General features: G+C 64.2%; 12 protein-coding genes. 6 read left to right on the top strand and 6 right to left on the bottom strand.

Annotated elements, in window-relative coordinates:
• The first annotated feature begins 146 nt into the window (after positions 1-146).
• The gene (locus AC1DYW_RS26340; protein ID WP_477228139.1) at positions 147-941 is read left to right on the top strand and encodes an SDR family NAD(P)-dependent oxidoreductase; all 795 of its coding nucleotides are present in this window, start codon (positions 147-149) and stop codon (positions 939-941) included.
• A 22-nt stretch (positions 942-963) separates the two neighbouring features.
• Here the strand turns inward: AC1DYW_RS26340 and AC1DYW_RS26335 are convergent, their stop codons facing one another.
• Positions 964-1,563: a LysE family translocator gene (locus tag AC1DYW_RS26335; protein WP_477228327.1), complete on the bottom strand. Its 600-nt coding sequence runs from the start codon at positions 1,561-1,563 to the stop codon at positions 964-966.
• Between the two features lie 176 nt (positions 1,564-1,739).
• Between AC1DYW_RS26335 and AC1DYW_RS26330 the strand changes: the two genes are divergently transcribed.
• Positions 1,740-2,609, top strand: a complete 870-nt coding sequence (locus AC1DYW_RS26330; RefSeq protein WP_477228138.1) for a LysR family transcriptional regulator — start codon at positions 1,740-1,742, stop codon at positions 2,607-2,609.
• Positions 2,610-2,621: 12 nt separating this feature from the next.
• Here AC1DYW_RS26330 and AC1DYW_RS26325 read toward each other — a convergent pair whose 3' ends face one another.
• From AC1DYW_RS26325 to AC1DYW_RS26315, 3 genes are all read right to left on the bottom strand, one after another.
• Positions 2,622-3,275, bottom strand: coding sequence for a dihydrofolate reductase family protein (locus tag AC1DYW_RS26325; RefSeq protein WP_477228137.1), 654 nt, complete (start codon positions 3,273-3,275; stop codon positions 2,622-2,624).
• 118 nt (positions 3,276-3,393) lie between these two features.
• Positions 3,394-4,236 carry a protein-L-isoaspartate O-methyltransferase family protein gene (locus tag AC1DYW_RS26320; RefSeq protein ID WP_477228136.1) on the bottom strand — a complete coding sequence of 281 codons (843 nt, stop codon included), beginning with the start codon at positions 4,234-4,236 and terminating at the stop codon, positions 3,394-3,396.
• 74 nt (positions 4,237-4,310) lie between these two features.
• Positions 4,311-5,675, bottom strand: coding sequence for an Nramp family divalent metal transporter (locus tag AC1DYW_RS26315; protein ID WP_457153166.1), 1,365 nt, complete (start codon positions 5,673-5,675; stop codon positions 4,311-4,313).
• Between the two features lie 231 nt (positions 5,676-5,906).
• On the opposite strand from AC1DYW_RS26315, the gene mntR reads away from it, so the two are divergent.
• Both mntR and AC1DYW_RS26305 read left to right on the top strand, forming a co-directional pair.
• Positions 5,907-6,362, top strand: coding sequence for a manganese-binding transcriptional regulator MntR (gene mntR / locus AC1DYW_RS26310; protein WP_167392353.1), 456 nt, complete (start codon positions 5,907-5,909; stop codon positions 6,360-6,362).
• 109 nt (positions 6,363-6,471) lie between these two features.
• Positions 6,472-6,660, top strand: coding sequence for a hypothetical protein (locus AC1DYW_RS26305; RefSeq protein ID WP_095090960.1), 189 nt, complete (start codon positions 6,472-6,474; stop codon positions 6,658-6,660).
• Positions 6,661-6,774: 114 nt separating this feature from the next.
• On the opposite strand, the gene AC1DYW_RS26300 is transcribed toward AC1DYW_RS26305, so the two are convergent.
• Complete coding sequence (locus tag AC1DYW_RS26300; RefSeq protein ID WP_477228135.1) at positions 6,775-8,844, bottom strand: hypothetical protein; 2,070 nt, start codon at positions 8,842-8,844, stop codon at positions 6,775-6,777.
• Positions 8,845-9,037: 193 nt separating this feature from the next.
• Here AC1DYW_RS26300 and ypfJ point away from each other — a divergent pair, with 193 nt between their 5' ends.
• Positions 9,038-9,964 carry a KPN_02809 family neutral zinc metallopeptidase gene (gene ypfJ, locus AC1DYW_RS26295; RefSeq protein WP_477228134.1) on the top strand — a complete coding sequence of 309 codons (927 nt, stop codon included), beginning with the start codon at positions 9,038-9,040 and terminating at the stop codon, positions 9,962-9,964.
• A gap of 156 nt (positions 9,965-10,120) precedes the next feature.
• Positions 10,121-11,386, top strand: coding sequence for a TCR/Tet family MFS transporter (locus AC1DYW_RS26290; protein WP_477228133.1), 1,266 nt, complete (start codon positions 10,121-10,123; stop codon positions 11,384-11,386).
• Positions 11,387-11,422: 36 nt separating this feature from the next.
• On the opposite strand, the gene carA is transcribed toward AC1DYW_RS26290, so the two are convergent.
• Positions 11,423-12,628 (bottom strand): glutamine-hydrolyzing carbamoyl-phosphate synthase small subunit, encoded by a 1,206-nt coding sequence (gene carA, locus AC1DYW_RS26285; RefSeq protein WP_477228132.1) that lies wholly within the window; start codon positions 12,626-12,628, stop codon positions 11,423-11,425.
• Between the last annotated feature and the right edge of the window lie 67 nt (positions 12,629-12,695).

Genomic DNA, 12,695 nt, shown 5'->3' with positions numbered 1-12,695 from the left:
AGATAGTGGCATATGCCTATTTCATACATAGTGGTATATGCCACTAAATAAGATCAGATGGCTTTGGCGGCAGGGCAAGGGCGGTTGCCCACGGTGCCGGCGGCAAAAGTCGAAGCGAAGCAATCAGTCGAAGAAGGAACAGGACAATGAGTGGACAGAGCAACAAGGGCACGGCGGTGGTCACCGGAGCTTCGGCGGGCATCGGTGCGGTCTATGCGGACAGGCTGGCAGGGCAGGGCTATGACCTGGTGCTGGTGGCGCGGCGTGCCGACCGGCTCGAGGAACTGGCGGAGAAGCTGCGCTACGCCTACGGCCGTAAGGTCGGCGTGATCAGCGCCGATCTCGCCGACGACAATGATGTCCGCCGCGTCGAGCAGGCGATCGCCGCCGACGACAGCGTGACGGTGCTGGTCAACAATGCCGGCATTGGCGGCCAGCAGGTGGTGGCGACAGCCGATGCCGACGCCGTCGAGCGCATGATCAAGGTCAATGTCATCGCCTTGACGCGGCTGACCCGTGCGGTGCTGCCAGGTCTGGTGGCGCGCAACCGTGGCGCCATCGTCAACATCGCCTCGGTGCTTGCCTTCGACACCTCGTTCGGCGGCATCTACAGCGGCACCAAGGCCTATGTCGTCAACTTCACCGAAGCCCTGCAGCGCGAAGTTGCGGGTACGCAGGTGAAGGCGCAGGTGGTGCTGCCAGGCGCGACCCGGACCGATTTCTGGGAGATCGCCGGCAGCGATATCGATAGCCTTCCGCAGGAGATCGTCATGACGGCGGACGATCTGGTCGATGCCGCACTTGTCGGCCTGGCCAAGGGCGAAACGGTTACCGTGCCGGGGCTTGCCGACGCCACCAAGCTGGACACTTTCCTCGGCGCGCGCCAAGCCTTCTACGGCAGCCTGCATGCCAACAAGCCGGCGGCACGCTACGCGGCTTGAGCCCGCGTGTGGCGGTTGGCGTTCAGGCCGACCGCCACATTGGAATGATCGAGGCGGCAAGCACCAGCGCCAGCACGATGTTGAGCGCGCGCCATTGCCATTCTGTCTTGAGCAGCCGGGCAAGCAGCATCCCGGCCACGCACCACAGCGACAGCGAGGCAGCTGCTGCCAAGCCGAAGGTGGCGCCTAGCAGCAGCGCAAGCTGCAGCGGGCCGCTGGTCAAAGCCGCGAACGAGGCTGCCGCGCCGAGCCCCATCGCCCAGCCCTTGGGGTTCATCCATTGAATGCCGGCGCCGCCGAGAAAGCTGTTCGGACTGGCCATGGTGACGTCCAGGTCGGGCGGTCCGCTGCGACCGATCTTGATCGCCAGCCAGACGAGATAGAGCGAGCCGACGACCTTCATCGCCAGTTGCAGCGAGGGCACCGCAAGCAGCAGGCCGGCGAGCCCGGCGGCCGCGGCGGCCGTCACCGTGGCGAGGCCGGCGGCACTTCCAACGAGCAAGGGAACGGAACGGCGAAAGCCGAACTGCGCGCCGGACGCCGTCGACAGGGTCGTGGCGATGCCGGGCGTGGTGGTGGCAATGATCGCAAACAGGACGAGGGGGATGATCGGCTCGAGCATGCGGCTTCCTTTAAGCGTGTCGACACGCTTCAAGTTTTGTTTCTGCATCTCGTTCTCCCAAAACCGCTGCGCATTTTTGGGCGACATGCATCGACGGACACCGCCATCCTAGCCGCGCATGAACTTCAGTAAATACAATGTTTGCTATGCTTGGCATTAGAAGACATAATGCAGCTATGATCCGAAATCTCGACATGGCGCTGATCCGCACCTTCGTCACCGTCGCCGACAAGGCCAGCATGACGGCGGCTGCCAATGCGCTGCACCTGACGCAAGGCGCCGTCAGCCAGCAGGTCAAGCGGCTGGAGGAGGCGCTCGGCGCCAGCCTGTTCGAGCGCGACCGGCGCGGCCTCAGATTGACGCGCGCCGGTGAGCGGCTGTTCGGCAAGGGTAAGCGCCTGCTGGCCTTGAATGACGAGATCTGGACCGACATGGCGGGCACCCCGGTGGCCGGCCAGGTGCGGCTCGGCGTGCCCTACGATCTCGTCGGCACCTTGCTGGCGCCGGTGCTGAAGCGCTATGCCGAGACCTATCCGCAGGTCGAGATATCGCTGGTCTGCGCGTCGTCACCGGAGCTGACTGCTGCCCTTGCGGCCGGCACCATCGACCTTGCGGTGATCGAGGAACGGGTCGGCCCGTCGGCCGGCGAGTGCCTGGCCATAGACCGGCTGGTCTGGGTCGGCGCCAAGGGCGGCGTTGCCCGCGCCAAGCGGCCGCTGCCGGTTTCGATCGTTGCCGACACCTGCGCCTTCCGGCCGGCGGTGCTGTCGGCGCTTGGTGAGCACGGGCTGGAATGGCGTACCGTATTCGAGAACGGTAACATCGACGCGACGACGGCGACGGTGCGCTCGGACCTCGCGGTCACCACATGGCTGGCCTCCACCGTGCCGGCCGATCTCGACATACTGCCGTTCGATTCAGGCCTGCCGCCGCTGCCGAATTTTGCCATCAACCTGCATTTGCCGAGGCATGGTGTCGGGCCTGCAGCGCAAGAGTTCGCGCGGCATATCCGCGAAGGGCTGGCGCGGCGGCTGGTGGCGGCTTGAAACCAGGTCCAGCTACTTCCAGTTCTTGCGCCGCTCGATCTCTGCCTCGGACGGCTTCTCCGGCGCGAACGATCCGGTCTTGATCTCGCCGCCACGCTCATACGTCGCCATGATGACGCCGGTGCTGGAGGCCTGCGGGCGGGTCAGCTTCAAGGCGGAAGGCATGGTGCCGTTGCCGAACAGCCGCTTGCCCTTGCCCAGCACCAGCGGGAAGATCAGCAGGCTGATCTCGTCGATCAGGTCATTGGCGAGCAAGGTCTGGATCAGGTCGCTCGAACCCTGGATGAGCAGGTCCGGGCCGTCTTGCTCCTTCAGCTTGCGCAGCGTTGCCACGACATCGTCGCCCAGCGACTGGCTGTTGTTCCAGGTCAGCGTGTCGTGCCGGTGCGTCGCCACATATTTAGTGACGGCGTTGAAGCTTTCGGCGATCGGATCGTTGTCCTGGTACGGCCAGTGGGCGGCGAAGATGTCGTAGGTCTTGCGGCCGAGCAGCAGGTCGAAGGGCTTGGTGAAGGTCTCGCCCATGAACGCGCCCATGGCGTCATCCCAGTAGTGGAACGTCCAGCCGCCGAACTTGAAGCCGCCGACCGGATCCTCTTCCGGACCGCCTGGGGCTTGCATGACGCCATCGAGGCTGACGAATGTCGCGGCGATGATCTTTCTCATTCCAATGCTCCGGTTTCTTCAATCCACGCCGTCGCGGCTGGACTTCAGCCCAAGGACGCGCGGATCGCCGCCCGTCCGACACCGCTGGCAAGATTTTGACAGGCCCGCCGTCGGTGCGTCACCTGCGAGGCCTGGCATCGAGGACGCGCGAGGAGAACCAGACCTCACCGAAGATCGCCGTGGCGGTGCGGTCCGGCAGCTTGTCCGACGTCAGCCAGATCGAGCGGCTGCGCGCGGCCTGGTCGCGCGTCGGGATCTTCGCCGCGGGGTCTGCAACCGAGGCGCCGACACATGGAATGAACCATGAGCGCATGAAGGGGTTGCAGGCGAAGCCCTTTTCGGTGCGGGTCACCATCACTGACAGCGGGACGCGCTCGGCCGGGCGCCAGGGAAAGATCATGCGACCGCCCGGCCGCAGCGCCTTCAGCCATCCCACCGGTGGCGCGGCGACCCCGGCATTGACGTAGATGATGTCGGATGGCGGCAAGGGCGACGTCACGGCATCGCCATGGACGACGGTCACATTGCCATAGGTTTCGAGATTTTGTCGTGCGAGTTCGGCCAGGTTGTTGTCGAGTTCGAAAGCGGTGACGGTGCCGCCGGGCGAAACCAGTTTGGCCAGTGCCGCGGTATAGTAGCCGGTGCCGGCGCCGATATGGCAAACGGCTTCGCCGGGTTTCGGCGCAAGCTTGCCGATCCACATGGCGTGCAGGAACGGCTCGCCGTTGTTGATGCCCTTGTCGTTGTCGAGCGCCACCAGCACGTTCTGGTAGATGTGAGCCGGATCCGCGCTCGGCGTCGTGATCTTGCCGTTGCCGGCGATGATCGTCCACGGCCCAGGACCGAGGAAGGCTTCGCGCGGCACCTCGGCGAAGACCGCCTCCAGGCGCGGATCGGGCGAGCCGGCATTGGCGGCCATCAGCCTCGCGTAGAACTTCCTGACGTCTTCTATCCCGGTCATGACGCGGGAGAAGATAGCGCGGATTGCCGATTTGTCGCCGGACTATCTCTCAGCAGAGCAGTCGATTTTGCGTCTCAGCCGACCCCGAACATGGTGTCGTAGAGCAGCTTGAAGTTGAGCACCAGGATGATCGCGGCGACCACCCAGGCCAGTGCGGCGACGCCGCGCGGAATGGCGAGGTTGCCCATCTTCTTCCTGTCGGAGACGAACTGCACCAGCGGGACAACCGCGAAGGGCAGCTGCATCGACAGGATCACCTGGCTGAACACCAGCAACTGGCCGGTGCCTTTTTCGCCATAGAGCGCGGTGACGATCACCACCGGGATGATGGCGAGCCCGCGCGTCAGCAGGCGGCGTGCCCAGTTGGGGATGCGCAGGCGCAGGAAACCTTCCATGACGATCTGGCCGGCCAGCGTCGCCGTCACAGTCGAGTTCAGGCCGGAAGCCAGCAGCGCGACGGCGAACAGGATCGAGGCGATGCCGAGGCCCAGCAGCGGCGACAGCAGCTCGAAGGCCTGGCCGATCTCGGCGACATCCTGGTGGCCGGTGTCGTGGAAGGCGACCGCCGACACGATCAGGATCGAGGCATTGACGAACAAGGCGAGCATCAGGGCGATGGTCGAGTCCGTCGTTGCCCATTTGATGGCGTCGCGCTTGCCTTTGTCGGTGCGCTCATAGGCGCGGGTCTGCACGATCGAGGAGTGCAGATAGAGATTGTGCGGCATGACGGTGGCGCCGATGATGCCGATGGCGATGTAGAGCATTGCCGGATTGGTGACGATCTCGGACGACGGAATGAACATTGCATGCAGGATCGAGCCGGCCGGCGGGGCGGCGACAAAGATCTGGATGGCAAAGCAGCTGAAGATGATGATCAGGAGCGCGATGACGAAGGCTTCGAGATAGCGAAAACCCTTGTTCATCAACAACAGCACGAGAAAGGCATCGAGCGCCGTGAGCACGGCGCCGCCGATCAGTGGAATGCCGAACAGAAGCTGCAGCGCGATCGCGGTGCCGATGACTTCGGCCAGGTCGCAAGCAATGATGGCCAGTTCGCACGCGATCCACAGCATGAAATTGACGGGGCGTGGATAGTAGGCGCGGCAGGCCTGGGCGAGGTCGCGGCCGGTGGCGATGCCGAGGCGGGCAGCCAGCGCCTGCAGCAGGATCGCCATCAGGTTGGAGAGCATAATGATGAACAGCAGCGTGTAGCCGAACTGCGCGCCACCGGCGAGGTCGGTCGCCCAGTTGCCCGGATCCATATAGCCGACCGAGACCATGTAGCCGGGGCCCATGAAGGCGAACAGCCGGCGGAACCAAACGCCCGAGTTCGGCACGGCGATGGAAGAATTGACCTCGCGCAGGCTGGGCTGGTCGTCCTCCTCGGGCCTGGCGAACCGCCAAGTGGATTGGGAGGCTGTGGCTTCGACTTCAGACATGAGGGGCTTTCCGCGAGACGTGTCGATGTTCCCCTAAGCTATGCCATGGCTCAACATTATGCAATATGCTATATTTCATTGTCGGTGCTTTTTGTTCGAGCGGCGACCTGGCGCGGGAACGGTCGCCGACAACGCCGGTTGCGCCTGTGGCGGAATGCAAATAAACGGCCTGAAGAATCAGAGCCCGTGCTATGAATGCATGGACGGCTAAACTCCCAGGAGGGGCGCGCATTGGCGCTGAAGAACAGACCGGTCCCGCGCGAAAAGCCGCTGCCTGACGCCGACGTCCATTCGGAGGGGTTCAGGCACACGCGCGAAGCGCGCCGCAGCGCGTTGGTCGAGGATTATGTCGAGCTGATCGCCGACCTGATCGAAGACGGCAACGAAGCGCGTCAGGTCGATATCGCCGCACGGCTCGGCGTGGCCCAGCCGACGGTGGCCAAGATGCTGACCAGGCTGTGCGCCGACGGCCTGGTGTCCAGAAAACCCTATCGCGGCGTGTTCCTGACCGATGCCGGCCGCAAGGTCGCGGTGGAGAGCCGCATCCGCCACCAGACGGTGGAAGCCTTCCTGCGTTCGCTCGGCGTCAGCGCCGAGACTGCGCGCATCGATGCCGAGGGCATTGAGCACCATGTCAGCGCCGAGACGCTCGAGGCATTCCGCAAGGCGATGACGGCGGCACGCTGAGCTGCGTCAGCGCCGCGTTTCCCGAACGACGAAGCCGCGCGGGAACCGCCTGATGTTACGCACGTTGCTCCTGACACCGCGCGATTGGCGCGCGCCAAGGGAGGAAGTGATGGGCGTTGAACAGGCACCGACCGCTAAGGGCAAACAGGCGGCCAAGGGATTGAAACAGGCAGCGGCCAAGGACGAGCGCAAGACCGAAGCCGAGACCGGTCACCCGCTGAAGAAGGGCGCCGCGCGTTTCGAGGAGCGCTCTAAAAGTTCCGACGGCAAGAGCGCCGGCGCCAAGCAAAGGGATTAGGCGCCTTTCGGGCAGACATCGGCAATTGTCGGCGAAAGCCGTTTGCTGAGATGTAGCAACGGCGCCTTCGTTGACCACTGGGCCTATCATTTTGCCTGCGGCAAAACCGGGCTCTCACTCCCTGACATCTTGCACCCAGCTTCTGGGGTGGCCGTCGACGCGGAACTGGAAGATGAAATAGGGCGGGATGCAGGTGCCTTCACCAGGCTTGGCCTGGGGCAGGTCGTCATAGCCGGCGGTGCAGATATAGTCCTCGCGGCAGGGATGCGCCTTGTCGCAGGCGCGCAGGCCGGCGGTCTTGGTGAATTCCTTGGTGCAGAATTTGTGGTCCTTGCCCGACGCAATGCAGTCGTTGAAACCGGTCTTGGCCAACCGGCCGCAGGTCGCCTCGTCGGGAAGCTTTTCACAGCTTGCCTTGCGCAGCATGCCGCCGGGAAAGCCGCCGGTCTTCTGCTGCGGATTGTCATAACGCTGGCGTGCGGCGCCATAGCCGGCGAGCTTGACCGGCGGCTTCTTGTCCCGCGCCGGATCGATGGCGCATGCCTTGGCGGTGGCCGGTGACAGCCGGCAATACTGGTCGTTGCCCCATGTCGACATTTTTATCTCGCCGAACTCGACGGGGTCACCGACCGCTGTGCCGGCCTCGCTGACGCAGGTGCCGAAGCCCGGATGGATTGCGCTCTCGTGGACGCCGGCGCAGCGCAAGCCTTCGCCGCAGCTCCAGTCCTTGAAGCTTAAATCCTCGCCCCGATAGCAGATCGAGCCCCAGCCATTGTAGAGGTCGCTGCCCTTCAGCGCCTCGGCGTATTTCTGGTCCGGACGGGCGGCAAAGCCACGCGTGAAATCCGGATGGCCGCCGGCGGCGAACTGCTCGACGATGGCGCGTCGACGCGGCAGGTCGGCAAAGAACACGGCCGAGCCCGGCACGAAGACGGCGTTGCGGCGCGGCTCGCTGGCCGGGTCGGCGCCGGTATAGTGGAAGCCGGCAATGCCATGCGTCTGGTGGCAGCCGGTGCAGGTCATCTCATTGAGCCGCAGTTCGAAGCCTGCCACCGACTTGACGGAGGAGAGCGTGTTGCCCCTGGCAACGTAGTCCTTCAGCGCCTTGTCGATATCGGCGTCGTCGACCAGCCCATAGGCGATGTTGTTCTGCGACCGGCTCAGGCCGCCGGGTGCTACGGAGACGGCGCTCTTGGCCAGGAACTTTTCGTCGATGACCAGCCGGCCATGATCGAGGTCGTAGATGTTGCGGTCGGTGAGCAGCCACTTGGCGAAGGACGGCTTGTCGGCCAGCACGATCGCCCGGTCGATCTGGTTCTCCATCTTCGATTCGTAGAAGCTCGATGTGGCCGGATCCCATTTGAAGATCTTCAGCAGATATTCGGCGTGGCCGCCGAAATCGCGGCGCGTCGAGGCCGATAGCCTGAGCACCTGCATGTTGAGTTCAAGGCGCATGATCTGCGACGAATTCAGCATGGCGCCGGAGAGCGGCCCTTCGTCAGAGCGCAGCCACGCCGCCAACTGGTCTGGCGGCAGATCCATCTGCCCGGCGGCAAGCCAGCGCTTGGCGATTTCGGCGCAGGATACATCGATTGCGCTCGGCAAATCCCTTGAAGCACGGGCCTGGGCCCGCGTGGGCTTGGCGTTGAACACCAGGCTCATGGTCAGCGGCAGGCGCGAGGAAATGCGCTGGCCCGCCTTTCCCTTCACCGGCTTTTCCGCGACCGAATAGTGGAAGCGATAGATCAGCCGGATCTCGCCGCATTCGGTATGGCCGAGATAGCCGCGATCCATGCGGTTGACGACGCCGGTCAGGTCGAGCGTCGAGCCGTCGTCGTCGATGTATTTCGGATTGAATTTCTGGCTGGTGTCGGTCGACCTAGCCATGGCCGCGACATAGGGGTCGGGACTGGTCTTCGGTTCGTCGGCGATCTCAAGCTTGACGGTGTCGCGGACGGTGGCCAGCGCCGGCACCGAAAATAGGCCGCGATTGTCGACCTCGCGGGTGAGGCCGAGTGCCGGACCGAGCAGGCGGCTGATCGACAGGCCGCCGCGCTCCAGTGCCTGCAAAGTGGCGGGATCGGTGACGGCGACACTGGAATCAAGCGTCACCGCGCCGGCACTTGCGAGACCAAGGCAGAGCAGGGCCGCGAGCAGCGACACGAATTCACCGAACGTCTTCAAGCCTCGCGTACCCCTCCGTTTGCGGCGATGCTACAGGCCTTCCGTGGTCTCTGCCAGAGTGGCGAGGCAGCCATTCGGCAGGGGCGCAGTCTCGAAAAATGCTGTGACTTGGTGCAACCATTGGGATAATTGTTTGTTGGGTTGAGCCGGCCTTGCCGGAACAACGGGGAAGTTCGCAGCGCGAGGAGTTGCCATGCTCTGGAGAGGCCGTCGTCAGAGTGACAATATCGAGGACGACCGCAGCGACAGCGGCGGCGGGCTCGGCGGCGGCAGCCCCGGTCAGTTCCGCATCCCCATCGGTGGTCGCGCCGGGGGCGGCGGTAGCATCTTCCTTGTCATCCTGGTGGTGCTGGCCGGATGGTATTTCGGCTTTGATCCGTCGACGATCCTGGGCGGCGGCGACGGCGGCCTGCTGCCGGGCGGCGGCGGGCAGATCACCGACGACAGCGGCGGCCAGGACAGCGGCGCGGGTGCGCCCGCCAACGACGAGATGAAGCAGTTCGTCGCCACCGTGCTGGCCGAGACCGAAGACACCTGGACCGGCATCTTCAAATCGCAGGGCCTGACCTACGAAGACCCGAAGCTGGTGCTGTTCAGCGGCCAGGTCCGCTCGGCTTGCGGCTTTGCCTCCGCGGCAGCCGGACCGTTCTATTGCCCCGGCGACCACAAGGTCTATCTCGACATGACCTTCTTCCAGCAGCTCGACCAGCAGTTCGGCGCCTCGGGCGAGTTCGCCCGGGCTTATGTGGTCGCGCATGAGGTCGGCCACCATGTGCAGAACCTGACCGGCATCATGTCTAAGTTCAACCAGATGCGGCAAGGCATGAGCGAAGCCGATGCCAACCAGCTGTCGGTGCGCATCGAGCTTCAGGCCGATTGCTTCGCCGGTGTGTGGGCACATTACACCGCGCAGAAAGGCATATTGGAGCAGGGCGACATAGAGAGCGCGCTGAACGCCGCCAAACAGATCGGCGACGACACGCTGCAGAAGAAGACGCAAGGCTATGTCGTGCCGGAAAGCTTCAACCACGGCACCTCGCAGCAGCGGCAAACCTGGCTGGCGCGCGGCTACAAGAGCGGCAAGCTGTCGGACTGCAACACGCTGAGCGGCCCGATCTGAGGGACCGTTTTCCGAGACCGACCTGACGGCGAAGCCGCCGTCAGGGGATGTCAGGATGAAAATATCAAGCCTGTTCCCTTATTGTTCCGGGCGACAAGCTCGCTTATAAGGTGCGTCCGCCTGCGCCCCAGGGCGAGCAGAGGAGCTTGACCCTTTATGATCGACCCCAAAACCGCCAGACGGGGCCTTGCGCTCGTCTTCACGACGCTGCTGCTCGATATCATCGGCTTCGGCATGATCATGCCGGTGTTGCCGGCCTATCTCAGGGAGTTGACTGGCGTCAGCATCAGCGGAGCGGCGATCGAGGGCGGTTGGCTGTTCTTCGTCTATGCGGCGATGCAGTTCTTCTTTGGGCCTATCATGGGCGGCTTGAGCGATCGCTTCGGACGGCGGCCGATCCTGCTCGCCTCCGTGCTGACCTTTTCCATCGACAACCTGATCTGCGCCGTCGCCTGGTCCTTCCCCATGCTGTTCATCGGGCGCGTGCTGGCCGGCATTTCCGGCGCCAGCTATTCGACGACATCCGCCTTCATCGCTGACATCTCCAACGATGAGAACCGGGCGAAGAATTTCGGCCTGCTCGGCATCGCTTTTGGCGTCGGCTTCGTCATCGGGCCGGTTCTGGGCGGGCTGCTCGGTACGTTCGGGCCACGCGTACCGTTCTATTTCGCCGCCGGGCTGGCTTTCGTGAACTTCCTGATTGCGCTGTTCCTGTTGCCGGAAACGCTCGACGACAAGCATCGCCGCCGCTTCGAGTGGAAACGCGCGAACCCGGTTGGGACGCTCCTGCAGATGCGCCAGTACAAAGGCATCGGCTGGATCGGGCTTGTCTTCTTCATGATGACGCTCGGGCACATGATGTACCCGGCGGTGTGGTCGTTCGTCTCCAATTACCGCTACGGCTGGAGCGAGCAGCAGATCGGCTTTTCGCTCGGCGCCTTCGGCCTGTGCGGGGCGATCGTCATGGCGACGGTGCTGCCGCGCGTGATCCCCAGGCTTGGCGAGTGGAAGACGGCAGCCATCGGCCTTGCCTTCACGGCGCTCAGCGCCTTCGGTTACGCCTTCGCGTCGCAAGGCTGGATGATCTATGCGGTGATCGTCGTCGGCTGCCTGGAAGCGCTGGCCGATCCGCCGCTGAGGAGCCTCGCCGCCGCCAAGGTGCCGCCTTCAGCGCAAGGCGAACTGCAAGGCGCGATGACCTCGATCTTTTCGATCACCTCGATCATCACTCCGCTGCTCTATACGGCGATCTTTTCCTGGTTCACCGGGCCGAGAGCGCCCGTGACCTTCGGTGGCGCCCCCTATCTGGTTGGCGCGTTTTTCCTGACGCTGGCGCTGATCGTCTTCGTCACCAAGGTGGCAAAGCCGGTGGCGGTCAGAAACGTCACCACCAGCGTGGCGGAAGATGGAGCGCAGATATGAGCGATGACGGGCGCGTGAGGCGCGCGCCGCTTCCGGTTAAGCCCGCTCCGCCAGCAATTCTTCGCCGCGCTTTTCGCGGATCAGATTGACGAAGCGGCGGAACAGATAGTGCGAATCCTGCGGGCCGGGCGAGGCCTCGGGATGATGCTGGACCGAGAACACCGGACGGCCGGTCAGCGTGATGCCGCAATTCGAGCCGTCGAACAGCGAGACATGGGTTTCCTCGACGCCTGATGGCAGCGAGTCCGCATCGACGGCAAAGCCGTGGTTCATGGAGACGATCTCGACCTTGCCGGTGGTGTGGTCCTTTACCGGATGGTTGGCGCCGTGGTGGCCCTGATGCATCTTTGCGGTCTTGCCGCCGAGCGCCAGCGCCAGCATCTGGTGGCCAAGGCAGATGCCGAACACCGGGATGTCGGTCTTCAGCAGGTCCTGGATGACCGGCACGGCATAGTCGCCGGTGGCTTCGGGATCGCCGGGGCCGTTGGAGAGGAAGATGCCGTCCGGCTGCATGGCAAGGATTTCTTCAGCGCCGGTCTTGGCCGGCACCACGGTGACCTTGGCGCCGAGGCCGGCGAGCAGGCGCAAGATGTTGCGCTTGACGCCGTAGTCGATGGCAACGACATGCATCGAAGGATCGGCCTGTTCGCCAAAGCCTTCGTTCCAGACCCATGGCGTCTCGCGCCAGACCGAGGACTGACCTGACGTGACTTCCTTGGCGAGATCGAGCCCGATCAGGCCCGACCATGCGGCGGCGCGCTGCTTCAGGTCGTCGAGGTCGAAGACGCCGTCGGGCGCATGCGCAATGACTGCGTTGGGCATCCCCTTTTCACGGATCAGCGCGGTGAGCGCGCGGGTGTCGATGCCCGAAAGGGCGACGATGCCGCGCTTCTTCAGCCACTGGTCGAGACCGGTACCGGCGCGGTAGTTGGACGGGTTGGTGACATCGGCCTTGAACACGGCACCGACAGCGCCGGCGCGTGCAACCGGATTGAGATCCTCGATGTCCTCTTCATTGGTGCCGATGTTGCCGATATGCGGGAAGGTGAAAGTGACGATCTGGCCGGCATAGGATGGGTCGGTGAGGATTTCCTGGTAGCCGGTCAGCGCCGTGTTGAAGCAGACTTCGGCGACGGCGGAGCCGGTGGCGCCCAGGCCGCGACCCTCGATGACGGTGCCGTCGGCCAGCACCAGAAGGGCGGTCGGCCTTTCGGTTGCCCAAGCGGGGGTCATCTCGGCCATGGCGGCGCTCCTATCAGTCTGCACGCTGCAATCGGCCTGGCGGACCATCTGCGCGGCAAATAGCGCG

It is taken from the genome of Mesorhizobium sp. P2_D5 (assembly GCF_056404355.1).
Note: the sequence above shows the minus strand (reverse complement) of the source record. Positions and strands in the feature narration are given on the sequence as shown.

Coding starts and splice junctions, on each gene's coding strand:
- AC1DYW_RS26340 (WP_477228139.1), top strand. CDS start 147: ATGAGTGGACAGAGCAACAAGGGCACGGCGGTGGTCACCGGAGCTTCG.
- AC1DYW_RS26335 (WP_477228327.1), bottom strand. CDS start 1,563: ATGCTCGAGCCGATCATCCCCCTCGTCCTGTTTGCGATCATTGCCACC.
- AC1DYW_RS26330 (WP_477228138.1), top strand. CDS start 1,740: ATGATCCGAAATCTCGACATGGCGCTGATCCGCACCTTCGTCACCGTC.
- AC1DYW_RS26325 (WP_477228137.1), bottom strand. CDS start 3,275: ATGAGAAAGATCATCGCCGCGACATTCGTCAGCCTCGATGGCGTCATG.
- AC1DYW_RS26320 (WP_477228136.1), bottom strand. CDS start 4,236: ATGACCGGGATAGAAGACGTCAGGAAGTTCTACGCGAGGCTGATGGCC.
- AC1DYW_RS26315 (WP_457153166.1), bottom strand. CDS start 5,675: ATGTCTGAAGTCGAAGCCACAGCCTCCCAATCCACTTGGCGGTTCGCC.
- AC1DYW_RS26305 (WP_095090960.1), top strand. CDS start 6,472: ATGGGCGTTGAACAGGCACCGACCGCTAAGGGCAAACAGGCGGCCAAG.
- ypfJ (WP_477228134.1), top strand. CDS start 9,038: ATGCTCTGGAGAGGCCGTCGTCAGAGTGACAATATCGAGGACGACCGC.
- AC1DYW_RS26290 (WP_477228133.1), top strand. CDS start 10,121: ATGATCGACCCCAAAACCGCCAGACGGGGCCTTGCGCTCGTCTTCACG.
- carA (WP_477228132.1), bottom strand. CDS start 12,628: ATGGCCGAGATGACCCCCGCTTGGGCAACCGAAAGGCCGACCGCCCTT.